Genomic DNA, 23,533 nt, shown 5'->3' on the forward strand with positions numbered 1-23,533 from the left:
TCTGGTGGCTGCGGGCTTTTTCATTCGTTTATTTTACCAGATGCCGCCACTGAAGTTTTTTTGACCTGAATCCTTACGTTTTCTGCACCAAAAATCCAGATTTCATGGCTGGTGGGCAAGAAAACCATACAAACAATATAACCTTTGGTCGAACTGCTGTCCGAAGCTTTGCAGGGAACGAATTGGATCGAATTGACCATGTAACCTTCGGGAAACTGGTAGCGATCGCTAAAGCCACTGCATAAGACTCCATATCAAGAGCCAATAGTTTTCTTTCAGTCAGCACTATTTCTTCAATAATTGCTGTAGGTGCCACAACAGCAGATCTACAACCCATAGAACCCAAGTGAGCGACCAAAGGACTGCCAGGATGATCTTCATCTAGAGGATATTCCCGATCGATTTGCTCCATGACAGCCTCATCATGTCGGAATAGCTCTAAAAGTTGCCAAATCCAAGCATCAATCTGAACGGGTTCAAAATTAGGTCGTAGTTTTCCGCTAACAACTTTTCCAGAGCCATAGTCAAATACCTTATTAGCAATCACTATATCGCCCATAGTAGACCTCTTGCAAAATAATTTTGTGCTATTATGGAAAGTTTAGCCAATTTTATAATCTAGCAGGCTGGGCAAGTTTAAGGAGATGCCAATCAACCCAATAATTCAAAGTTTGACCTAAACTTGAGCAAACTTTTAAGGATAACACATATTTTTTTTGCAAGAGGTCTATTAAACAAGAACTGAGTTGGGACATTTATGATGATTTAGATGGTCTTAAAGAAAAAGTTTGCGCTTATCTTAAAGAATTTTCTACAGAGACAATAGCATCTATAACTGGATGGAATTACATTTTGTCAGCCCTAGCTACTGTTGCATGACTTTTGAAAATTGGTATAAGTTCGTGTAAGGGTAATGGCTCGTCGGTTGTGGTGGCCATAGAATGAGCGTTGCTTATGGGTTTGTCGGTTTTGAGCAAATAAATTAAAGGAGTTTTCCGCCTAAATGTAGCGGTTTAAGGCCTAATCTTTGAGTTTGCCCAATTCCACCCAAATTACAGATAACGGAATATAAACCATAGCATAGGACAGGGCCGCGATCGCAGACCTACCGTATTTTTCTGTCATTTCATCAAAGCCTGTTACCATTTGATTAAGCAAGCCAACAACCTCTTGAGCGGACATTTTATGTCTCAGAAATTAAATAGTAATCTCTCACCATTAGTAGCGATCGCATTTTAGTAAGCCAAAGCTTTTATCCTTAAGTAATCCTCACCCTTTTAGTATAAAAGCAGACCTCAAACTTATAAAAAACTTGGCATCAATTTATTTATTTGTGACTCCATCTTCGAGAGACTTATACTTTGATCCATCAGGCATAACAGCACCTGTGAGCAAAGCACCCCTCAGGTCAGAAATGCTAACTTTAGCACCTTTTAGATTTGCACCACTTAGGTAGGCACTATTCAGATTAGCACCACTCAAACTCGCATTCTTCAAATTGACGCCGCTCATATTTGCGTTACTCAAGTCCGCACAAATTAAATTAGCGCCGCTGAGGTTGGCACTACTGAGATTAACCTGACTCAAGCAAGCAAAACTCAGGTTGGCATCACTGAGATTAGCACCACTCAATTTAGCCTGACTGAGGTTAGCATTATTGAGGTTAGCGTGGCTCAGATTGGCATTACTGAGGTCGGCTTCACTCAATTTAGTTTCACTTAGATTGGCCCGAAAGAGATTAATAGCTACTAAGTCTGCACCAATAGCATCTAGGCCTCTGAGAGAAGCACCATCTTCATTCAAATCTTGGAGTGCCAGAATTCTTGCATAGCTAACTTTTACGCCGTGTGCTGCCCGCAAAAATGCCAAAGGATTTCTCGCTAATTCGATGATCTATCTCAACAGGGGTATTTGCTGACTTTAGTGCTTGACTTTCAGCAAGGGCGATTTCACAGGTTTGCCTAGCGCGTCTCATGTGGGAGACATATACTGCGTCAAACTTTGTACCTTTTTTCTTCAGGTCAACACCTGCACGGCGCGCCTGCAATCGGCCAAAGGATGTGAGGTCAACATCCAGAACTCCTGCAAAAATGTTGCGTTCGTTACTGGTACTTTCACCGTGCCGAATAAAGTAGACACGTCCTAGCTGTTCTGCATTGAATTCTTTTGGTGAAGCCGCAGAAGTTGTTGTAGCTGCATCGTGGAATTTACTTGTAACTTCGATCGATCCATTTTCGGTACTTTCTACCTGGTCATCTAAGTTTCTAGTGTTCATTATTTACTTTCACTACCCCTTAAACAGGATTTAGATTGTTTTCCACGATTGAAATTTCAGACTTTTAAGTCACACGAGTTAACGACCTAAGCACTCTGCTACGAAAGCAATGTCTTTGACCGTGCAGAGTATAGTCTGAGCCAAACCCCTCGGACTGTAGTAACACTCACTAATTGATCAGCAGCGAGCGCACAACTGACAACATGAAGACTACCCAAATTCCCAACGGATCTGAGGCAAAATTTTAGATAAAAAAAGCCCAGCTCGCTCTAGCCCTCCCAAAGCAACAAATTCTTGATATGGGCAGCAGCTTAAGGATGAGTTTAGGGGATCGATCGCCCATCTAACTAATAAGTTTTGTGCAAAACCCGGCCTGTACTTCGAGAATTATCACTTTTGCACCTGCATGACAGCCAAAAAGATTATGCTAGAATCCATCAATACGTAGTCGTAGGTTGGGCACAGGCCGAGAAGAGCAATCTTCTTGCAGTCTAGGGGAGGTTGTAGGTCAGCCACCATTTGGGTCTTCCCAGTTGAAAGCCACCCTGCAACATGAGCCTGGAATCTGCAACCGCAGCCGAGAGCGGCAGATCGGTTGGGAGTGTCGCGCTAGAATAAGCAGTACGAGTAGGGACACGGCAATGCCCTGTCCCTACGAGAAAATAAACGCTCGTTGTGCGAGCGTGACCTCGAAACGGGCACATAGCAGCAGGTGATGGGAATAAATCATGTTTGAACGCTTCACAGAAAAAGCAATAAAAGTAATCATGTTGGCCCAGGAAGAAGCTCGCCGCCTGGGTCACAACTTCGTAGGGACAGAACAGATCCTCCTGGGTCTGATCGGTGAAGGAACCGGGGTTGCAGCGAAAGTCCTCAAATCAATGGGGGTCAACCTCAAAGACGCTCGGATTGAGGTTGAAAAAATCATCGGGCGCGGTTCCGGCTTCGTAGCAGTAGAAATTCCGTTCACCCCCCGCGCCAAGCGGGTTCTAGAACTATCCCTCGAAGAAGCTCGCCAACTCGGACACAACTACATCGGCACCGAACACCTGCTGCTGGGCCTGATCCGCGAAGGTGAAGGAGTAGCGGCCAGAGTCTTAGAAAACCTGGGAGTAGACTTGTCGAAAGTCCGCACCCAAGTGATTCGGATGCTGGGAGAAACCGCAGAAGTCGCAGCCACCGGCGGCGGTGCCCGCACCAAAACCCCAACCCTCGATGAATTCGGCGCCAACCTCACTCAAATGGCGGTCGATGGCAAATTAGACCCAGTAGTCGGACGCCAAAAAGAAATCGAACGGGTAATTCAAATCCTAGGTCGCCGCACCAAAAATAACCCGGTGCTAATCGGCGAACCCGGAGTCGGCAAAACCGCGATCGCCGAAGGTCTCGCCCAGCGCATCGCTAATAACGATATCCCAGACATCCTCGAAGAAAAGCGCGTTGTTACCCTCGACATCGGCTTGCTGGTTGCCGGTACTAAGTACCGGGGCGAATTTGAAGAACGCCTCAAAAAAATCATGGACGAAATCCGCACAGCGGGTAACGTGATTTTGGTGATTGACGAAGTGCACACTTTGATCGGTGCAGGTGCGGCTGAAGGGGCGATCGACGCCGCCAACATTCTCAAGCCGGCTTTGGCAAGAGGCGAACTCCAGTGTATCGGCGCTACCACCCTCGACGAGTACCGCAAGCACATCGAGCGCGACGCAGCCCTAGAACGGCGCTTCCAGCCCGTCATGGTCGGCGAACCCACCGTTGACGAGACGATCGAGATTCTCTTCGGTCTGCGGGAACGCTACGAACAGCACCACAAGCTGAAAATCTTGGACACGGCCCTCGAAGCCGCAGCCAAACTCTCTCACCGATACATCTCCGATCGCTTCCTCCCAGACAAAGCAATTGACTTGGTAGACGAAGCTGGTTCGAGAGTTCGGCTGATCAACTCCCAACTGCCCCCCGCAGCCAAAGAACTTGACAAAGAACTGCGCCAAGTCCTCAAAGATAAAGACGAAGCGGTGCGTTCTCAAGACTTTGACAAAGCCGGCGAATTGCGCGATCGGGAAATGACGATCAAAGCCGAAATTCGCGCTATTTCTCAAGCCAAAAAAACCGACTCGGCCCGCACCGGCGAAACCGACCCATCGCCAGTAGTCACCGAAGAAGATATCGCTCAAATCGTGGCAAGCTGGACGGGCGTCCCGGTCAACAAACTGACCGAATCCGAATCCGAAAAGCTGCTGCACATGGAAGATACCTTGCACCAGCGCTTGATCGGGCAGGAAGAAGCAGTGAAAGCCGTTTCCCGCGCCATCCGTCGCGCTCGCGTTGGCTTGAAAAATCCCAATCGCCCGATCGCCAGTTTCATCTTCTCCGGACCCACCGGGGTCGGCAAAACCGAACTCACCAAAGCCCTAGCCGGCTACTTCTTCGGTTCCGAAGATGCGATGATTCGGCTGGATATGTCGGAGTACATGGAACGGCACACCGTCTCCAAACTCATCGGTTCTCCTCCAGGCTACGTCGGCTACAACGAAGGCGGCCAACTCACAGAAGCAGTCCGCCGCCGTCCTTACACCGTCGTGCTGTTCGACGAAATCGAAAAAGCCCACCCCGATGTCTTCAATATGCTCCTGCAAATATTGGAAGACGGCCGCTTAACCGATGCCAAAGGTCGCACCGTAGACTTCAAAAATACGCTGCTGATTATGACCTCAAACATCGGTTCTAAGGTGATTGAAAAAGGTGGCGGTGGTCTCGGTTTCGAGTTCAGCGACAACCAAGCCGATGCTAATTACAACCGCATTCGTTCTTTGGTTAACGAAGAACTCAAAAACTACTTCCGCCCCGAATTCCTCAACCGACTCGACGAAATTATCGTCTTCCGTCAGTTGAACAGGGAAGAAGTCAAGGAAATTGCCGTTATCATGCTCAAAGAAGTGTTCGGCCGCTTGACAGAACAGGGCATCACCCTGGAAGTGACCGAAAAATTCAAAGAACGCCTGGTAGAAGAAGGCTACAACCCCAGCTACGGAGCTCGACCCCTGCGCCGCGCCATCATGCGCTTGCTGGAAGACAGTTTGGCTGAGGAAATCCTTTCTGGCCGCATCAAAGACGGCGACACCGCTGTTGTGGATGTGGGCGAAGACGGAATTGTTAAGGTGCTGCAAGGTCAAAAGCGGGAATTGCTGCCCCAAGGCGCTGAGTAAGATTGAGTAAGTACGATTTCGAGTAAAGTTTTGAAATAACCAATCTCGTAATCGCAAACAACTCAAAATCCTCACATAAAAAAGGTAGAGAATTTAAATTCTCTGCCTTTTTTATGAGTTAATATCAAGAGTAGACTTATTGCATAAATTTTGGATTGATCAGGAAACCGCAGATAAACGCAGATAATTTCAAGACTGTTTGCGAAAGCCTGCACTTCAAGTCTAGTAATTAACAGCGACATACTTCAATGGTAAGCTGGAGGTAGGGTCGAGAGAGGATGTTACCACCTTCTCCCTCCCATGCGGAACCGTGCTTGCCGTTAAACTAAGCGATTCCCTCACGGGAACCGCTCGTCTTCAGAACCGGACCTGACACTTTCGCGTCATCCGGCTCCTCTGTATTTTGACCCTTGATATGGGTACTTCCAACAGGGAATTTGGTATCCATTGTTGTTTTTGTGTCGTGACAATGCCTGTGGAGTAATTGAATGTTGTTCTAGTTATCTTTTCCGTTTTGTGAACAGGGGATAATGTGGTCAACCTCAATTAAGTCCTCAGAACGAATATATAAGTTGCAGTGTGGACACTTCCCTTTTTGTATCTTCATGAGTCGGGAGACTCTTGTCAATGTTTGTGGGTGAGTTCCTCTACGGGTGCTCCAATACGCCCAATCTCCATTGAAGGGGCTGAACTTGCCTTTGACTTTTATGTGTCTAATAATTGGCGTTTTCCTATGTTCAGCTAAAAGGAAAATTTCTTCCCCTTAACTTGTGCCAAATCCCCAGTTTCTTTCTCCCACAGTTTGCCAATATTTATTAGTAATCCAGGAGGAATTTTTGTTGGGTGACGGCGTTCTGCCCATGCCTTCAATTGGCTGTACAGGTGATTATCGCAGGTATTAAACGTTTCCTTGCTAACTAATGTTGAGTAGTAATTACTCCATCCCATAATTAGTGGATTCAGGTGGGCAATTAATGCTTCCTGTTTTGCCGTTTTGTGGGCGGATATTATTATTTCTCCGATTTCCCGTACATGGAGTTGAATTTTCTTTTCGCTGGGCTTGATGAGTGTTTTAAACCCCAATAATTTCCCCTGGACTCTTCCTGTATGCGTTTGACCAACTGGATATTGTCTGATATTAAAACCCAGGAAGTTTAATCCTGGTTGTTGGTTTTTCACTTGCATCAAGGTGTGAGTGATTCGAGTTTTCTTTTCACTCATTTCTAACCCCATCCCATTGAGCCATTCTGCTACTATCTGTTTGCTCTGAGTGATGAGGTGAAGACTTGGGTGTAATACCACAAAGTCATCAACGTATCTCACTATTGTCAGGGCGCTGATGTTCTCCTTTTTTCTTTCTGGGAGACTTGACGCAAATTGCTTGAGTCTATCTTCCAAGCCGTGAAGGGCTATGTTTGCTAATAAGGGTGAAATAACTTCCCCTTGAGGGGTTCCTTCATCGATAGGGAACAACTTGTTTGCGTCCATCACGCCCGATTTTAGCCACAATTTTATGAGGCAGTTTAGAGTCGGGAATGTATGCAGTTTAGAGAGAAGTGCCTGATGGTTGATCCCGTCAAAGCATTTGGTAATGTCAGCGCCCAGCACATATTTGGCTTTTTGCGCGATTACCCTATGAATAGCTTCTATTGCATCATAGGATGAGCGACAAGAGTCTGAATCCGTAACTGTTTGGCTCGAATCGATCTTCCCATTCAGGTTCTAAAGCTAGGTAGATAAATTTGTATCCGCTCAATAATCCGGGGTAAATCCCTCAACGATGCACCTCAAATGACGCAAAATCGTTCCTGAGTGGGTAGTCCGCCCCGAATTATTGAGCGGATACATAAATTTCATGTGACAAAAATGATTCATGAGGAATTAAATCAGGCGAGAATCGACAAAAAAAAGGCATCATCCTCGCTAAAATTGAAAGAAAAAGCAAAAATATTGGATAGTTTAACAGCAAGTAACTATACATTTTTAAAACTCGAAAAAACTGGTTCAACAAACAATAATTAAAATCACAACCCGTAATAAATGCTTCAGAAATACTAGAAAAAAGGCACATTTTAAAAGAATATTTTTACAGTTTGTTTGAAAATAGTAATAATTTGGGTGACGGGATATTAGAATTAACCGATTGGTTAAAAAAGGCACAATTCTACTATAAAAAGAGTGTAGAAACAATCAAAAGATGGTTGGGATAGATTGTGGGGTATTTTGAAGAAAGAACAACTAATGGGATAGTAGAGGGAATTAATGCTAAATTAAAGCTCTTAAAAAGATGTAGTTTTGGATTTAGAAATTTGATAAATTTTGAAATAGGGGCCTTACTTTTTTGGCATTTTCCTGAAAAATAAGTAGCGGTAAGTACGGAATATCCAAAAAAAGGTGGCTAGAGTTCCTCAAAAAAGGCTAGTAATATAACTTTTAAAGTGTTCAAGCTCTTTCCTGAAGAGCTAATTAAGCAATGGCTATCAGATAGAAAAAAAACTGTCAGGAGTAGCCCGGCAGGAACCGAAAGAGTCATAAAGTTAAGGTTAGAGTGTTGGGAAAAAGTCAAGGATATCCAGCCAAAAAATGAGCGTATTTTTAGATGAGACTGGAGTATTACGCTTGTTTAACCAGAACTCATGCACGTTCCCAACGAGGAACTAGAGCCTATATGGACAATAATTATTTAGTTAAAATTGTAAACTCTGCCAGTTAATGCTCGAAATCTAATACTATCTAAGAAGGCAATTTATCCGGCTTTAAGTAAGAAGTTCAGAAAATCTTAAGGTTCTGATTCAATCTCCTCAAGTCGGGTTAAAATTAAGAACTTTAAGAAGTTTTTTTAGTTATTTAGTAGTGCACAAATTCAAGTTTTGGTCAAATTAATTTAGATGCGTTTACCCTGGGTTGATGAGTTGTTGGCTTGAAGGCAAAAAATTAATTAGGTATAAGTGCTTTGTGGCACAGTTCCGCCGTGAGGCTTGTAATAATTTGTGAAAAAGTCATTGACAAAATGCCGATCGCTCGCCCCACCCAATTAATAAAAATATTATCAATAAAAAATGCAGTTGTAAATAAAATTGCACAAAAGCACCAACAGCGGTAAAATACTGATTGCTTTGTTTCCAAATCTAGCGTAAATTCCAATTGGGGAATTAAAACCAATAATTGAAATATGTCTAAGACTTACACTGTTGAATTGATCCACCAAGGCAGTACCTATACCGTAGAAGTACCCGAAGATAAACAAATTCTCCGCGCCGCCAACGCCGCCGGCATTGAGTTGCCGAGCTCCTGCAATGCGGGGGTTTGTACTACTTGCGCTGCTAAAATTATTGAGGGTGAAGTTGATCAAGTTGATGGCATGGGCGTTAGTCCGGAGCTTCAGGCAGAAGGTTATGTGTTGCTGTGTGTTGCTTATCCCCGATCGAACTTGAAGATAGAAACCGAAAAAGAAGACATTGTGTACGATCGCCAATTCGGTAAATCCTAGGACTAAGCTAAAATTGACCTAAGTACCGTTAGCGGTAAAACCACTATGGATCGCCCTATGACCACCCATTTCATTTCCGCAGAAGTTGACCTCCACGAGACCGCCGAGCAACTGCACTCGGCTATTGAAATTGAACTGCAAAAGTACGGCGAACCCCTGCGGTGGGCAGTCACAGATGTGGATGTCGATCGGCAAAAGGCTGTGGTAGAAGGCTACGTGCTCGTGGAAGCATCCCCGGCAACACCGTGAACCCCCGCCCTTTGACAGTGGTTTTGATAGTCCCCACAGGCGTTGGAGCCTCGATCGGGGGCTTTGCAGGAGATGCGCTGCCCGTGGCTAGGGCGATCGCCCAAATTTCAGACACCCTGATCACTCACCCCAACGTCCTCAACGGCGCTCAACTTTATTGGCCGATACTTAACGCTCTCTACGTTGAAGGTTACGCCCTTGACAAATTTGCTGCCGGATGCTGGGGCCTGCAACCGGTACATCAAAATCGCATCGGCTTAATCCTCGATGCCGGCATTGAACCAGACTTGCAGTTGCGCCACTTGCAAGCGGCTGATGCAGCGAGAGCTACATTAGGTTTGAATATAACCGATTGTGTTTTAACCGATCGCCCTCTGCAAGTAGAATTGCGTATTTCTGAATCAGGGGCATCTTGGGGGACGATCGGCAATCCAGACAGTTTATTGCGCGCTGCGGAAAAATTGATCAAACAAGCAAGAGTAGAGGCGATCGCAGTTGTAGCCAGATTTCCCGACGATGAAGGCAGCCTCGCCCTCGAAAACTACCGCCGCGGCAAAGGAGTTGACCCCCTCGCCGGCGCGGAAGCTGTGATCAGTCACCTCGTCGTCAGGACGTTTAAAATCCCCTGCGCCCACGCCCCCGCGTTGTCTGCGCTTCCCCTCGATCCGCACCTGTCCCCGCGATCGGCTGCTGAGGAAATCGGCTATACTTTCCTACCTTGCGTGCTTGCCGGCCTCAGCAAAGCTCCCCAATTTGTCACTCCTACTGTGGGACAGGCATCTTGCCTGTCGCAGGTATTGGGCGGGCAAGATGCCCACCCCACAAGAGAGAAATTCTATGCAAACAGGCGAGATTTCGAGTCCCAGGGTTTGTGGGCTGATCGAGTCGATGCGGTGGTGATACCCGCCACAGCCTGCGGTGGCAGTGCTATTCTGAGTTTGAGTGGGCGATCGTCGGTACAAATCATCGCTGTGGGCGACAACAAAACCCAGATGCAGGCGACTCCAGAAAAACTCGGAATTAAAGCTTTGCAGGTAAACTCATATTTAGAGGCGATCGGAGTTTTGGTAGCTTTGCGGGCCGGCATCAGTCCAGCTTCCGTGGGTGCAGACATCTCCTCCCTGCGTTGTTTGTCTGACTAAACTAAACAAATCTAAAATCTCAAACCTCAAATCTAAAAGTGATTAAGTGGCAGAAAAAATTCCCGAAAATCCTGAAATTGAACCCTTGACGCGCACCCAAGTTTTAGTAGCAATGGGCGTGACAGCAATTATGTTGCTGGCGGTAGCTAAAGTGTGGTTGCTATTTGGATCTGTATCGCTTTTGCCAGTCAAATTGATAGGAATCGACTTACTCAAAGGATGTGCGATCGGACTGGCAATTACAGGCGGCAGTGCGATCGTTTATCACCTCTGGCCCGGTTATCGCCGGAGTGCAGACGTTTACTTGGAAGTAGTGCTCAAACCTTTGTTTTGGCCGGATTTGATTTGGCTGGGACTGCTGCCGGGACTTAGCGAAGAATTGCTATTTCGAGGCGTGATGCTGTCTGCTTTAGGATTGAATGTTACCGGTTTAGTTTTATCAAGTTTTTGTTTCGGCATTCTGCACTTGGGAGGCATGGATCAGTGGCCTTATGCTGTTTGGGCAACGGCTGTCGGATTGCTGTTGGGTTATAGCGTTTTAGCGACTGGGAATTTGTTAGTGCCAATTACGGCTCATATCTGTACGAATTTGATTTCTAGCTGTGTTTGGAAGTGGGAAAACAATGCGGTGAAGCGGTAGTTCGAGCGCAATTCCAAACCCATTGAAATCGCGCTGGCGCAGAATATAGCAATAAATGCCAACGCGCAAGGGGGTTTTTAGATTGAACGAACCGCGAAGACGCTAAGGGCGCGAAGGAAGAGGAAGAGTTCACAGAGGTGAAAAGGTTTTAACCGCCGAGTTTGATCTGTGTTAAGGCAGTTTGTAGCTGCTCGATCGCACAATTAATTGACCTTGACTGGGGTTGCGGCTGAAGATAAAAGCTCCTTCTTGAGTTTCGCCGCTTGATAAAAAATCAATTTGTTGGTCGCCGGATTCCAAGACTTCGCCGTTGACGCGCAGTTCGGCAATAATTTGCACTGATTCTGCCGTTTCGCCGCCCGTGTTAGTAACTGTAAACGGTACGTAAAATTGCCCTTTATTTTCGCGAATAGGCGTGTTGCGAGTGACAGAAATAATCGGAGGTTCCTGCTTTTTAGCCAGCCAGTTGTAGAGTACGAGTCCGATGAGGAGAGAAAGGATCGAACAGGCGATCGCAAATGTCGCCCATTCAGCAAAAGTTTTTTTTGGCTGCTGTTCTTTATTACTTTCACTCATACCGTCAACCTCCCCGCCGCGCCGCCAATAGTCGCCGGCAATCCCAATACTAACGTATAGCTCAACCAAATCGACCAGGGGTCGTCAAAACTGAGTTTTTGGAAGAAAAACATCATAAATGCAGAAGCTGCCAGCGACACTAAATAGGCCATGACAGTTTCGCTGAGGGGACGCTGAAAAATCCCTTGCTGCTGCTGCCGTTTTGCTTGATAAGTAAAGCCTGCTACAAATACAATACCGTAGGAAATTAGCAGCGAGGCGGCGATAATTGCTAATTGCCAAGGGGGCGAAATACCTGCCGCTAGCATGGGAATTTCGTCAGTAGGGGCGATGTTGAAAGCAATGATCATCGCGCCGATTAAAGTAGCGCCGATATCTGCTACAGTTGGATTAATGGTAGGTTCGTTGTCGCTGTCTGAACTTTGATAGCGATCGCCACTCAAGAAACCGCTTGCTAAGGCCACTCCCAAGGCAAACGGCAGGCCTTCAAAGATGATTTTCCCCAAAGTTTGTTGCAGCGGAGTCTCCGGCGTAATTTCCCTGAGCAAAAACAGGACAAAAGCCGCGCAGACAATGCCGATGGCGATCGCTTCTACGGTATCGATTGCAGCATCTAGCCAGCGGATATCCTTAGTTTTGCGAAAACCTTCAGTGCGAGTCAGCAAGAAAACGACGACAAAAGTAGTTGCGATCGCGATCGACATTTCCGCTGGTTTAGTATACGAACCGATCCACCAAACCTCCATCGTATAAAGCAGGGGAATCCCGAACAAAAAGCCACCCGATGCACCTCGAATGATGTCGTTTAGTTCATTTGACCACTGATTTTTACGTCTTTTTGATTTGTTCATGTTTTAGTGAAAACGTACCTCAAAACAGGCCATCTATAATTGGACATATTTCAAGTGTTATCGTAGATAGCATCTGCACTCAAATTTGTGCATAAGCTATTAAAAATTCCTCTCTAGAAATTCCCGCCTGAGTACAAATTGCTCTCAGTGTCCCTGATTTTATTTGATCGTGGTTAGGCATTACTAACGGAGTCTCCGTGCCATCCTGATTCTCTCGCACCATGACAATATGTTCGCGTTCTCTAATAATCCGAAAACCCAACAACTGAAATGTTCTGATGACTCGTCTTTTAGAAGCATCGACAGGAAACTTTGACATTAAATAGCCACCTCTGCTTCTACTAAAAAAGTCTCAATCGCAGGTGATTCGTTTTCCATTGTTTCTTTGCCAAATACTTCGATGTAGCAACGAATAGCTGACTTGACATCCGCTAAGGCTTCTTCATAGGTGTCACCTTCACCAACTACGGCACCTTTGATACCAAGGGGATAGGCTACATAACCATCGGAATGTTTTTCAATGATGATTCTAAATTGTTTCATCTTCGCCTCTTTATTTTTAAACTAACTTAATTCACCACACCCGCGCGATCGCATAAGCATCAAAAATAGCATCAACGCTCAAAATCGGTATCGGTTCCGCCATAGATTGTGCAATTATCAGCCTGTCAAATGGATCGCGGTGATGCAAAGGCAGTGAAGCCACAACCTCAATGTGATCGAAAGTTATTTCCAGTATATTAATTCTATTAACTGCGATCTGCTGCTTGATAAACTCCATAAAAGACCTACTAAAACTCAGTTTGCCTATATTATGTTTGATAGCCATTTCCCAGACGCTAGCTGTACTGAGGAGAATATCATTCTCTCCGTTGTCAATTAGCGATCGCCCTGTTGCGGTGAGTCTCGAACTGTCTGTCGTATACCAAATGAAAGTATGAGTGTCCAACAACAACCTCATTCCATATACTCCTTAAACTCTTCTAGCGGTTCGTCAAAATCATCGGACATCCAAACCATTCCTTTGGCACTTCCTGTTTGCCGATTGGGTTTAGCTTGTTTAGGAATTACTATCAATTTTACAACAGGCTGGTTATCTTGAGTAATCGCCACTTCTTCGCCTCTCATCGCCGCTTCGATTAATCCCACACGCTTTTCTTTAGCCTCAATAATGTCTACTTGATACATAATTCCTGCCTTTTTACTGTCAATTTCCGACATTACCATTCTAACTCAATTAAACAACTCATCTTCCTCCAAATCAACCGACTGTAACTCCATATCACCAGACTGCAACTGAGCCGGAGTAGCAGGAATCGCCGCAATAATTGCATCGATTACCTTAGCCACAGGAATAATCTCCATCCCTAACTCTGGTACGGGTTGATTCTTAGGAATAATCGCTCTTTTGAAACCCAATTTCGCCGCCTCCCTCAGCCGCAACTCTAATTGGGAAACCGGCCGCACCTGTCCCCCCAAACCAACTTCTCCGAGCAAAACTGTGCGTGCATCGATTACCCGATCGCGAAAACTGGCCACAACGGCGATCGCAACTGCCAAATCAGCGGCCGGTTCGTCCACCTTCAACCCGCCCACCGTCGCCAAAATCACATCTAATTTAGATAAAGGAATCCCCACCCTTTTCTCCAAAACAGCTAAAATTTGCTGCAATCTAGCATTGTCCACACCAGTAGTAGTACGGCGCGGCGAACCGAAACTCGCAGGGCTGACTAATGCCTGAATTTCCACTAAAATCGGTCGAGTTCCTTCGCAAGTAACAGTCGTCGAAGTACCCGGAGAAAATTCATCTCTATTCCCTAAAAACAACTCCGACGGATTATCTACTTCTCGCAAACCGTTGGCTACCATTTCAAAAACACCGATTTCATGAGTCGCGCCAAAACGGTTTTTCATCGATCGCAAAAGTCGATGAGAAGCAAAGCGATCGCCCTCAAAATACAGTACAGTATCTACCAAATGTTCCAAAACCCTCGGCCCAGCCAAAGCTCCATCTTTCGTAACGTGACCGACAATAAATAAAGTAATATTTTCCCGTTTCGCCACCTGCATCAAAGCAGACGTACATTCCCGCACCTGAGCCACCGAACCCGGAGCCGATGTTAAACTAGCAAAATAAATAGTTTGGATGCTGTCAATCACCGCCACATTCGGTTTCAGCGCTTCCAACTCCCGCAAAACAACTTCTAAATCCGTCTCTGGAAGCAAGTAGAAATTCTCCGCTGAATGATCCTCGGAATCCCTTTTAGCTTCCCCGTTGCTGCCGGATTTATGTCCGCCATTACTTGACAAATCAACCGGATTAGCCACGCCCAAACGCTGCGATCGCAACTTCACCTGCTGGCCGGACTCCTCCGCACTGACATACAGTATGCGATCCTTGCGGGCCAACATATTCGCCACCTGCAACAGCAGCGTCGATTTCCCGATTCCCGGTTCCCCGCCAATCAACACCAGCGAACCCGGAACAATCCCGCCTCCCAAAACTCGATCAAGCTCCCCGTAACCAGAAGGCCAGCGAGACTGAGTTTGGTCGGAAATCTGCGATAATCTGAAAGATACCCTTGGTTGACCCTTCGACTTATCAGGGGGCGAACCGCCCACTGTCTTAGTTGTCACCCCAGTTAAACCAGCCCGCGGCACACCAGCAGTAGGTTGCTCTAACTGCTCGTCAAAAGAATCCCACTTCTGACAGCTAGGACATCTGCCAAAATATTGTGGTGAATCATAGCCGCATTCCCGACAAATATATTGTATTCGAGGTTTAGGCATTGTTTACCAAAAAGATGGGTCTAAAGCCCCGCACTTCAGGGCTACTTGTTAATCCATAGTAGCATCTCAAGCCATTCTTATATTAGGTGTGCTACTATAAGAATAGGAGGAAATACCATGCTAGTTCTTGAGTTCAAAGCCTACGGCAAAGCGTTTCAGTTCGTTGCAGTAGACGAGGCGATTCGGATAACTCAGTTTATTCGGAACAAATCGCTCAGGCTGTGGATGGATGGCAACGCTAAGTCTTGGTTAGAGATGTCTCGGAACTGTGCTGTTCTGGCAAAAGAGTTTGACTTTGCAAATAGATTAAATTCTATGGCAAGGCAGGCTAGTGCAGAACGGGCATGGGCTGCAATAACTCGGTTCTACGAAAATTGCCAGAAAAAGACTCTCAAGAAAAATGGTTTCCCTCAATTCCAGAAAAATTGTCGCTCTGTAGAATACAAAACCTCTGGGTGGAAACTGGCAGAAGACCGAAAATCAATCACCTTCACCGATAAATGTGGGATAGGTAAACTCAAGCTGAAAGGGACTCGCACTCTGCTTTTCTATAGCTTAGATCAAGTAAAACGGGTTCGACTGGTGAAGAGAGCTGATGGTGTCTATGTTCAGTTTAGTATTTCCGTAGACCGCTCTGAATCTATCCCCGCAACGGGTAATGCTCTAGGGTTAGATGTGGGTTTGAAGGAATTCTATACCGATTCAAACGGTGAAACAGCAATCAATCCCCGATTCCTCCGCACAGGTGAATGGAGATTAAAGAAGGCCCAAAAGCGCTTATCAAAGCGGGTCAAGGGTTCAAACAATCGTCGCAAAGCACGGGTGGTTCTGGGTAAGAGGCATCTCAAAATAAGTAGGCAACGTAAAGACCATGCTGTCAAGTTAGCGCGGTGCGTAATCACATCAAACGATGTAGTGGCCTATGAAGATTTGAGAGTGCAAAATATGGTAAAGAATCACTGCCTTGCAAAATCGATTAACGACGCATCTTGGTATCAGTTCCGTATTTGGCTGGAATATTTCGGCAAGGTGTTTGGGAAAATCACGATTGCGGTAAATCCAGCTTATACGAGCCTTGAATGCTCTAGCTGTGGGACAGTGGTGAAAAAGACTCTATCCACCCGTACCCATGCTTGTCAGTGTGGATGCGTCCTAGATAGAGACCACAATGCAGCTAGAAATATCCTGAGTCGAGGATTAAGTACGGCGGGGCACGTCGGAACTTTTGGACGAGTCCAATAAACGTTTGGGGAGTTGAGACCGCTACTGAGGTTGGTGCAAACCTATCTCAGCAAGTCACGACGCGGAACCAAAAATCCCTGCGCCTTGAGGTCGGGGAGTGTCAATATGATAAATAGTCACCATAACATTTAGAAAAGTTTGAGTTAAAGCAATTATCAAGCTTTCAGACCGAGCCCCACATATGATTCAATTGGTGTCTTCTATGATAGGGTACAAAAAATTAACATTATCTGAAATGTAACTTAAGGAGTGCTCGGTAACTTGGAAAACCATAAAGAAAAAATTCTGGTAGTCGATGACGAAGCCAGTATCCGCCGCATTCTGGAGACTCGCCTTTCCATGATTGGCTACGATGTCGTCACCGCTGCTGACGGCGAAGAAGCTCTCGAAACATTTCGCAACACCGAACCCGACTTAGTGGTTTTGGACGTGATGATGCCGAAGCTAGACGGTTACGGCGTCTGTCAGGAGTTGCGAAAGGAATCCGACGTGCCCATCATCATGCTAACTGCTTTGGGAGACGTAGCCGATCGCATCACCGGTTTAGAATTGGGCGCCGACGATTACGTCGTCAAACCTTTCTCTCCCAAAGAACTCGAAGCCCGCATCCGTTCGGTACTGCGCCGGGTTGACAAAAACGGCGCATCGGGAATTCCCAGCTCCGGAGTCATCCACGTCACCAATATTAGGATTGACACCAACAAGCGCCAAGTTTACAAAGGCGACGAACGAATTCGCCTCACGGGCATGGAATTCAGCCTGTTAGAACTGCTTGTCAGCCGTTCTGGAGAGCCTTTTTCGCGATCGGAAATTTTGCAGGAAGTGTGGGGATACACGCCAGAACGCCACGTAGACACCCGCGTAGTGGACGTTCATATCTCGCGGCTTAGGGCAAAGTTGGAAGACGACCCCAGCAATCCCGAATTAATTCTCACCGCCCGCGGCACCGGCTATCTCTTCCAGCGAATTGTCGAAATTGGAGAAGTAGGATAAAGTCAGTTGGCAGTTGGCAGTTGACGGTTGACGGTTGACGGTTGACGGTTGACAACCAACAGTCAACAGTGAACAGTCAACAGTGAACAGTCAACAGTGAACAGTGAACAGTCAACAGCGAACAGTCAACTGACAAATGACTAAATCTGATCCCAATAAAGTTTTGCGGCAATTGCCCTTAGTTGCAGGAGGGTTAGCAGGTACGCTGCTAATGGTAAACCGCTTGCTGACAGAGCAAATTACAGATTCTCAAGCTCGATCGGACGCTTTGGGAGTAATTATCAGCGCTCTGCTGATTTTAACAGGTTTGCTGTGGCAGCAGGTGCAAGCGCGATCGCCCGATTCCGTAAAACTTATCGGCGAAGAAGGTTTTGAATTTGCGCCGGATTTGCCGGAGGCAGTGAAAATAGAATTAGCCTGGGCGTCGCGTTTGCTGTTGACAAATACCGCCACAAGGTCGATCGTAATTGTGTATCAGGGAAAAGTTTTATTGCGGCGCGGCATTTTAGGCATCAATCCCGAAGTCAAACCAGGGCCGATTTTGCAGCGAGTGCTCGACAAAAATAAACCAGTTTATTTAGTAAATCTCAATATTTATCCGGGGCGAATTGAATTTGACTATTTGCCAGAAAATACTCAAGGAGTCATCTGTCAGCCAATCGGCACCCAAGGCGTTTTAATCTTAGGTGCTAACGCGCCCCGCAGCTATACAAAACAAGATGAAAACTGGGTTGAAGGCATTGCGGACAAACTAGAAAATACCATCCATCTATTTTAGATTTTAGATTTTGGATTTTAGGTTTTAGATTTGAGGTTTTAGATTTTAGATTTTAGGTTTTAGATTGTGAATTTTAGGTTTTAGATTTTAGGTTCTAGATTTTTGATTTTTGATTTTTGATTTTTGATTTTTGATTTTAAATTTGGGATTGCACCATGCCACCCCTCTCAAAGTGCGATCGTCTTCGAGGGCTGCGCTAACGACGGATTAGCCTCATTCTAGGTGTTGGCTATCGGCAATAAACAAGATTTATTACCGATATCTTTTGAAAAGAAGAAGAGCCAGCGCTTCCCCCAACAAAATTTGCAGGGTTTGAGGGTATTCTTCACCACCAAGAAATCGGCTGCGTACACAGGGCGCATCTTAGTCCTCAATAACGCTCTCGGGGTGCGCCTAGCGCACCTTACTAGCTCAAAACTCTCAACTCAAAACTCAAAACTACTCCCGAGCCCAGTCAGTACCGCGCCACAGCGTAAAAAACAAAACACTAGAAATCAGCGCGCCCAGCAGCCACTTAATAGCATTTTTAAATAACCCCAAGCGCTGACTAGACTGAACCGCAGCACTTTGCGTCTGTAACCGTTCCTTAGCCGGAGTAATTCTCGAAAGAATTTGCTCTTTCAATTGCTGTGGGTTTTGCGTATCCGCTTGTACCCCCAAACGGGTAAGTTCCCCCGCCAAATTCCTTAAATCTTCAGGGCTACCCTTATTCAGCCGTTCTTCCACCTGCTGCAACTGAGCTAATTGTTGGTTTGCTTGAGTAGTAATTTGCTGGTTGTTTTGGTTGTTGACGTAGATAGTGCCAAAAATTCCCAAAGGTAGCATCAACAGAAAAAGCAGACCTAGCAGCAGACACACCCAAGACAAAACCTTCAAAAAAACGTCTTCCAAACCTCTGCGATCGTACCCTTCTCCAAAAAAGATCAGCGCCATTGCCAGTAAAGGAACTGGCACCCGTTCCACTACAGCCCCAATCGTTTGCAATTCCCAGAGACGATTGCCAAAATTGGCTGGTATAAGAACTGCGATCGTATCTAATACAGACAAAATTAATAGACCGTAGCCAATCCAACGCAGTCTGTAGATAGAAAAACCTTGTTCGCCTTGTAAGTCATTCATAAAATAATCAGAGTTGCTGTTAAGAAAAATCTCTCTTGACCCCGCCCAAAGAACGGATACAAGTCCCCGACAAAAGTCGTGGAGAGCCAAAAATTTTAGACTCTTGTTCAAGCTTCCAGATTCTCCTGTGGAGTAAATCTAAAAGCTAAAAGCTAAAAGCTAAAATCGACTGAATCGAGTCAAGGCTCGGGGAATCGCGGCTGCCACCACCCATACCAAGAAACCCAAGCATTCTCTAGAATTTTTTTGGCCTCTTCTGGAGTTTTTTTATCCAAAGGCACAGACATCTGAGTCCACAAACAGCGCCGGTCTTGAATATTTCCCCTACCCAACAACCAAAACAGAATACGGTTTGGCTGCCAATCGCGAGTATTTCGATTATATCTAAACTGTTGGGAAGTTACTGTAGCACTGCCATGAGGATTGATACACGAACTCAAATACAGTCGATTTTCCTGTTGCAAAAGTCCGTGAAACCCCGCGCCTTGAGTGTTTGCCAATGTTAGTTTACCAGGATTCGACTTGAGAATAGTATGTCCCTTCATCATACCTTCCACATCTCCAATGGTGTTTACCGCATACCGCATCTCTATGTCTAGAGCCATGCTATTTTTTTGATATTCATATTTCCTGGCAGCTTTGAATCCTGAATTGTCCTTAATTGCCAGTGGCTCGCTCTTGTTTAGTTTCCAATCGGCTAGAGGCACCGACGCGGGAAACTCAAACGGGGTTGCCAGATTATTGTTGGCAGATGGATAGAAAACCAATTTTCCGGCAACCAACAAAACCCCTCCCAAAGTAACAGCCAACAGGGAAAGCCTAAGTGGTTTCCAAGAGGTAATAGCCATTAGCAATTCTGTCCTTCCTTATTTGGGGGTTGGTCTTTCAAAATAGCAAACCAGCAGAATAGCCCAAAAATAAATACAGCAATCATCGAAAATATTACTGAACCATTTCCTTGGTGCCAGTATTTAAAGGCTTCGGGTTGAGATAGCGATACCAGCACCGCCATGAGACCAACTCGCGCAGCATTAACTACAAATGCAGTAATTATTGCCACGAGGGGCAATATAATTTTCTGACCCACCGTTGTAGGAAACATCAGCAAGAAAACCAGAGCCAATCCTAACAATTGTAGCATCCCATTCACCCCCGAACAGCCGTGATAAACTTCTACGCTGCCCTTTTCCAGAATTAGCAAAACCCCTTTCCGCACAACTTCAAAGCCTAGATAGTGTAGGAGGAAAGCTGAGAATTTTGCCGTTAATAGGGCGACATCAACGAATACTCCGATAAATCCGGGAGGAATAACTATATAGGCAAGAATTAGAAGTTCCTGCCAATATTGTTTCAGTCCTTTTGTTCCAGAAGCCAGCAATGCGAGACTGATTCCCGACAAAAAAGGCGTTGCTCTGATAAAAAAGTCGTATCCCGATATCGACGAACTTTTGAGCAATATTAAAGCAATTAACGATGAACCAAAGAAGCTGGCGAAAATTCCGCTTTCAAAAGTTAAGGATTCGTGCCTTTCCCAAATGAGAAATGCTACGACTCCCCAAAACAGGAACATTGTGCCGAACAGGTCAGTGTCGTTTGTTCGGGAAGTCAGAGTTAGGTGTAGGACAATCAAACCGGAGGCGATGCCTAACAGCCAGTATTTAGGTTCTTGGACGTGCTTGAGCCAGTTTATTTCGGTCATTGGTGCTTTTTGTTTTTCCTAAAAGCTTCTAAAATGCTTAATCTTGTAACTCTATTAAAATTATCAGCTACAAACACTTGAATTTATGCGTTTCGGATGATCTTTAACTAAATCTTCACAAAGATTGACAAGAGCAAATATGTGTGATACATACCTTCGTTTAATTAAATCTGAAGTTAGGAGCAAAGACCCAAGACAACAGGTTTTTTAACTCGGATCGATCGCACTCCACGAAAGATTTTCCTCCCTCAAACCCAGTTTCTGCGCCTAGAGTTTAAATGTAAAGCTTGAAGGCAAGACAGAAACCTTTCTGGACGCACTCTTGAGCTGGAAAACAAGTTTTTTACCGGTTCCGGTTTCTAGCGGCTCGTGCGTCCAGGGGAGATTAATTAGAGTAGACTTTCCGGTAGTAAGTTTGATATTCCTCCGAAAGCAGGGGTTCCCACCACTCCCGATGGGCTAAGTACCATTCTACAGTCTGCCGCAAACCTTCTTCAACTGTTACTGAGGGAGTCCAACCTAACTCTGTTTTAATTTTGGTGGCATCAATAGCATAACGCCGATCGTGCCCGGCTCTGTCTTTGACAAATGTGATCAATTGTTCGCAAGGACGGGCCGGTAAATCCTCAGCTAATTCGTCCATTAGCTGACACAGCATTTTTACTAAATCGAGATTTTTTACCTCGTTGTTGCCGCCAACATTGTAGGTTTCCCCAGGCTGACCACGGTGAATAACGGCATCTAAAGCGCGGCAGTGGTCGAGAACGTAGAGCCAATCTCGCACGTTTTGACCGTCGCCGTAAACTGGCAGCGGTTTGCCCAATAGCATATTGATGCACATTAATGGAATGAGCTTTTCTGGGAAGTGATAGGGGCCGTAATTGTTGGAACAATTGGTGATAATTGTCGGGACGCCGTAGGTGTGGAAATAGGCGCGGGCGAGGTGGTCGCTACCAGCTTTGGAGGCTGAGTAGGGACTGTTGGGCGAGTAGGCAGTTGTTTCTGTGAAGGCTGGGTCATCGGGGCCGAGACTGCCGTAAACTTCGTCGGTAGAAACGTGGAGGAAGCGCATTTGTGCTTTGAGAGAGGACTCATCAATTGCTTCAAAATGCTTGCGGAAGGCTTCTAAAAGTGTGAAGGTGCCGACAACGTTTGTTTGAACAAAGGCGGCAGGCCCGATAATTGACCTGTCAACGTGGGATTCTGCGGCAAAGTGGGCGACTGTGGTGATGTTTTCTTCTTTGAGCAAGGTATCGACTAGGGTACGATCGCAAATATCCCCCTGCACAAACCGAAAATTTTCTCCTCCTTCCAAAGTTGCCAGGGTTTGTCTGTTTCCGGCGTAGGTTAAAGCGTCGAGTACGACTACTCGATCGCCCGGATAGCTGTTGCACCAGTGATGCACAAAATTCGAGCCGATAAATCCAGCCCCGCCCGTCACCAACAATCGGCGAGGGGATCGCTCAATGCCTTGAGTCGCGTTGTCTGTCATAAAAATAAGAGTTATTCCAATAACTAAGCCTTTACAAAAGTAGCCTTAAAAGTAGTTTGTCACCAAGTGTTTGCCGCTCTGTAACTAAATTTTCTTCTGTCTCACCTCAGATTTTCTAATTTGGGCGCGCTCAAAGTATTGGTTAACAAAACTTGAACTTCTACCAGTCTATTAGCCGCAACGCTTACAGACCAACCATTTAAGATGTTTAAGCGGGCAATTTTAAATTTGAATTGCGTGAGGCTATAGCTGACTTTTGCGATCGATCCGCGATTGGGAAGGCGCGCAGAGTTGATACATTTGTAAAGAGCTGTTACCATTAATTTTTTAATTATCCTTTACAATCTCCAGAACACCATGAAGAAGTTTCAAGTGTTAGCTGGCATTGCTTCGGTCGTCGCGATCACAAGTAGCATCGCTGTTTGTGACGCCACATCTGCTTTCCCCTGTCCCTACAGTAACTCTGGGGGGGGTAAATCTGATTCAGGGCCGGGGCTAACGATCCTAGGTTCCGGCGGTTCGGAGCGAATGAATCCGTGGAAATCCTACAAAACAGGAGCTCTCGGTTTCCTAGGTTTGGCGGGAGTTTTGGGTGGCGGTGTGGCCTACATGAGCTACCGCGCCGGCAAGCGCGCTTCTGCTGCTTGCGCTGCGATGACCGATAATTTTGAAGTTTTTGAAGAGTCGATCGATCCGCTCGCAGATGCAGGTGTTTCTGGATACATGGAAGTTCCAACCTTGCTCGATTGCGCGGCGGCGGGTGCTGTAGCTGAGTCAGTAGATGCGGTTGCAGCCGTTCGCGAACACCCAGAAGCTCCAGGCGGTGAGTTGGATTTGGCGGTTTCGCCAGTTGCCGAGTTGAGTTCTGAAATTGCGATATAACAAGTCCAAAGCGCGATCGTCAAATAGTTATCTCAAACCAAAGTATTCGCTTAGCGCACCTCCAATCTTGCAAGATTGGAGTTTTTTTGAGTGGAAATTATCTACCCCT

25 protein-coding genes and 1 pseudogene are annotated in these 23,533 nt (G+C 45.9%); 10 read left to right on the plus strand and 16 right to left on the minus strand.

What is annotated here, in order from left to right; genetic code table 11:
* Positions 1 to 73 precede the first annotated feature (73 nt).
* The 4 genes from QT994_RS19905 to QT994_RS19920 form a co-directional block, all read right to left on the minus strand.
* Entirely contained in the window at positions 74 to 559 is a 486-nt protein-coding gene (locus QT994_RS19905) for a hypothetical protein (RefSeq protein WP_333177404.1), read from the minus strand.
* A 461-nt stretch (positions 560 to 1,020) separates the two neighbouring features.
* A complete protein-coding gene (locus QT994_RS19910) occupies positions 1,021 to 1,182 on the minus strand; it encodes a hypothetical protein (protein ID WP_333047405.1) in 162 nt (53 codons plus the stop codon).
* A gap of 141 nt (positions 1,183 to 1,323) precedes the next feature.
* Entirely contained in the window at positions 1,324 to 1,869 is a 546-nt protein-coding gene (locus tag QT994_RS19915; RefSeq protein ID WP_333047404.1) for a pentapeptide repeat-containing protein, read from the minus strand.
* Positions 1,832 to 2,275, minus strand: coding sequence for a phosphoglycerate mutase family protein (locus tag QT994_RS19920; protein WP_333047402.1), 444 nt, complete (start codon positions 2,273 to 2,275; stop codon positions 1,832 to 1,834). The genes QT994_RS19915 and QT994_RS19920 overlap by 38 nt, the downstream gene beginning before the upstream one ends.
* A 728-nt stretch (positions 2,276 to 3,003) precedes the next feature.
* Between QT994_RS19920 and QT994_RS19925 the strand changes: the two genes are divergently transcribed.
* Entirely contained in the window at positions 3,004 to 5,481 is a 2,478-nt protein-coding gene (locus QT994_RS19925; RefSeq protein WP_333177407.1) for an ATP-dependent Clp protease ATP-binding subunit, read from the plus strand.
* 741 nt (positions 5,482 to 6,222) lie between these two features.
* Here the strand turns inward: QT994_RS19925 and QT994_RS19930 are convergent.
* Positions 6,223 to 7,200, minus strand: coding sequence for a reverse transcriptase domain-containing protein (locus tag QT994_RS19930; RefSeq protein ID WP_333177477.1), 978 nt, complete (start codon positions 7,198 to 7,200; stop codon positions 6,223 to 6,225).
* 494 nt (positions 7,201 to 7,694) lie between these two features.
* Here QT994_RS19930 and QT994_RS19935 point away from each other — a divergent pair, with 494 nt between their 5' ends.
* The 5 genes from QT994_RS19935 to QT994_RS19955 all read left to right on the plus strand — a co-directional run bounded on the left by QT994_RS19935 (position 7,695) and on the right by QT994_RS19955 (position 11,002).
* Positions 7,695 to 7,844 (plus strand): transposase, encoded by a 150-nt coding sequence (locus QT994_RS19935; protein ID WP_333177410.1) that lies wholly within the window; start codon positions 7,695 to 7,697, stop codon positions 7,842 to 7,844.
* An 809-nt stretch (positions 7,845 to 8,653) separates the two neighbouring features.
* Positions 8,654 to 8,971 (plus strand): 2Fe-2S iron-sulfur cluster-binding protein, encoded by a 318-nt coding sequence (locus QT994_RS19940; protein ID WP_333046780.1) that lies wholly within the window; start codon positions 8,654 to 8,656, stop codon positions 8,969 to 8,971.
* A 57-nt stretch (positions 8,972 to 9,028) separates the two neighbouring features.
* Complete coding sequence (locus tag QT994_RS19945; RefSeq protein ID WP_015175652.1) at positions 9,029 to 9,220, plus strand: hypothetical protein; 192 nt, start codon at positions 9,029 to 9,031, stop codon at positions 9,218 to 9,220.
* Entirely contained in the window at positions 9,217 to 10,362 is a 1,146-nt protein-coding gene (locus QT994_RS19950; RefSeq protein ID WP_333177412.1) for a DUF3326 domain-containing protein, read from the plus strand. Before QT994_RS19945 ends, QT994_RS19950 begins: the two co-directional genes overlap by 4 nt.
* A gap of 46 nt (positions 10,363 to 10,408) precedes the next feature.
* Positions 10,409 to 11,002: a CPBP family intramembrane glutamic endopeptidase gene (locus QT994_RS19955; protein ID WP_333177415.1), complete on the plus strand. Its 594-nt coding sequence runs from the start codon at positions 10,409 to 10,411 to the stop codon at positions 11,000 to 11,002.
* A 171-nt stretch (positions 11,003 to 11,173) separates the two neighbouring features.
* Here QT994_RS19955 and QT994_RS19960 read toward each other — a convergent pair whose 3' ends face one another.
* The 7 genes from QT994_RS19960 to radA form a co-directional block, all read right to left on the minus strand.
* Positions 11,174 to 11,578, minus strand: a complete 405-nt coding sequence (locus QT994_RS19960) for a TIGR02588 family protein (RefSeq protein ID WP_333177418.1) — start codon at positions 11,576 to 11,578, stop codon at positions 11,174 to 11,176.
* Positions 11,575 to 12,429 (minus strand): TIGR02587 family membrane protein, encoded by an 855-nt coding sequence (locus tag QT994_RS19965; RefSeq protein WP_333046785.1) that lies wholly within the window; start codon positions 12,427 to 12,429, stop codon positions 11,575 to 11,577. The genes QT994_RS19960 and QT994_RS19965 overlap by 4 nt, the downstream gene beginning before the upstream one ends.
* 79 nt (positions 12,430 to 12,508) lie before the next feature.
* Positions 12,509 to 12,748: a type II toxin-antitoxin system HicA family toxin gene (locus QT994_RS19970; protein WP_333177421.1), complete on the minus strand. Its 240-nt coding sequence runs from the start codon at positions 12,746 to 12,748 to the stop codon at positions 12,509 to 12,511.
* A complete protein-coding gene (locus QT994_RS19975; protein WP_333177424.1) occupies positions 12,748 to 12,972 on the minus strand; it encodes a type II toxin-antitoxin system HicB family antitoxin in 225 nt (74 codons plus the stop codon). The genes QT994_RS19970 and QT994_RS19975 overlap by 1 nt, the downstream gene beginning before the upstream one ends.
* 31 nt (positions 12,973 to 13,003) lie before the next feature.
* Entirely contained in the window at positions 13,004 to 13,390 is a 387-nt protein-coding gene (locus tag QT994_RS19980; RefSeq protein WP_333177425.1) for a type II toxin-antitoxin system VapC family toxin, read from the minus strand.
* Positions 13,387 to 13,650, minus strand: coding sequence for a DUF2281 domain-containing protein (locus QT994_RS19985; RefSeq protein WP_333177428.1), 264 nt, complete (start codon positions 13,648 to 13,650; stop codon positions 13,387 to 13,389). The genes QT994_RS19980 and QT994_RS19985 overlap by 4 nt, the downstream gene beginning before the upstream one ends.
* A 12-nt stretch (positions 13,651 to 13,662) precedes the next feature.
* Positions 13,663 to 15,219: a DNA repair protein RadA gene (radA, locus tag QT994_RS19990; RefSeq protein ID WP_333177430.1), complete on the minus strand. Its 1,557-nt coding sequence runs from the start codon at positions 15,217 to 15,219 to the stop codon at positions 13,663 to 13,665.
* 117 nt (positions 15,220 to 15,336) lie between these two features.
* Between radA and QT994_RS19995 the strand changes: the two are divergent.
* The 3 genes and pseudogenes from QT994_RS19995 to QT994_RS20005 all read left to right on the plus strand — a co-directional run bounded on the left by QT994_RS19995 (position 15,337) and on the right by QT994_RS20005 (position 18,232).
* Positions 15,337 to 16,577: pseudogene (locus QT994_RS19995) on the plus strand (RNA-guided endonuclease InsQ/TnpB family protein).
* A gap of 145 nt (positions 16,578 to 16,722) precedes the next feature.
* Positions 16,723 to 17,454 (plus strand): response regulator transcription factor RpaB, encoded by a 732-nt coding sequence (gene rpaB, locus QT994_RS20000; protein WP_071587789.1) that lies wholly within the window; start codon positions 16,723 to 16,725, stop codon positions 17,452 to 17,454.
* 136 nt (positions 17,455 to 17,590) lie between these two features.
* Complete coding sequence (locus QT994_RS20005) at positions 17,591 to 18,232, plus strand: cofactor assembly of complex C subunit B (RefSeq protein ID WP_333177432.1); 642 nt, start codon at positions 17,591 to 17,593, stop codon at positions 18,230 to 18,232.
* A 438-nt stretch (positions 18,233 to 18,670) separates the two neighbouring features.
* On the opposite strand, the gene hpsJ-A is transcribed toward QT994_RS20005, so the two are convergent.
* The 4 genes from hpsJ-A to rfbB all read right to left on the minus strand — a co-directional run bounded on the left by hpsJ-A (position 18,671) and on the right by rfbB (position 22,542).
* Complete coding sequence (gene hpsJ-A, locus QT994_RS20010) at positions 18,671 to 19,351, minus strand: HpsJ-like protein, cyanoexosortase A-associated (protein WP_333046790.1); 681 nt, start codon at positions 19,349 to 19,351, stop codon at positions 18,671 to 18,673.
* Positions 19,352 to 19,530: 179 nt separating this feature from the next.
* Positions 19,531 to 20,199 carry a cyanoexosortase A system-associated protein gene (locus tag QT994_RS20015; protein ID WP_333046791.1) on the minus strand — a complete coding sequence of 223 codons (669 nt, stop codon included), beginning with the start codon at positions 20,197 to 20,199 and terminating at the stop codon, positions 19,531 to 19,533.
* Positions 20,199 to 21,050, minus strand: coding sequence for a cyanoexosortase A (gene crtA, locus QT994_RS20020; protein ID WP_333177434.1), 852 nt, complete (start codon positions 21,048 to 21,050; stop codon positions 20,199 to 20,201). The genes QT994_RS20015 and crtA overlap by 1 nt, the downstream gene beginning before the upstream one ends.
* 385 nt (positions 21,051 to 21,435) lie before the next feature.
* Complete coding sequence (gene rfbB / locus QT994_RS20025; RefSeq protein WP_333177437.1) at positions 21,436 to 22,542, minus strand: dTDP-glucose 4,6-dehydratase; 1,107 nt, start codon at positions 22,540 to 22,542, stop codon at positions 21,436 to 21,438.
* 357 nt (positions 22,543 to 22,899) lie between these two features.
* Here rfbB and QT994_RS20030 point away from each other — a divergent pair, with 357 nt between their 5' ends.
* Positions 22,900 to 23,424 carry a hypothetical protein gene (locus tag QT994_RS20030; protein WP_333177439.1) on the plus strand — a complete coding sequence of 175 codons (525 nt, stop codon included), beginning with the start codon at positions 22,900 to 22,902 and terminating at the stop codon, positions 23,422 to 23,424.
* The last annotated feature ends 109 nt before the right edge of the window (positions 23,425 to 23,533 follow it).

Origin of the sequence: Microcoleus sp. S13_B4 (assembly GCF_036700885.1) — a bacterium.
GTDB lineage: Bacteria > Cyanobacteriota > Cyanobacteriia > Cyanobacteriales > Microcoleaceae > Microcoleus.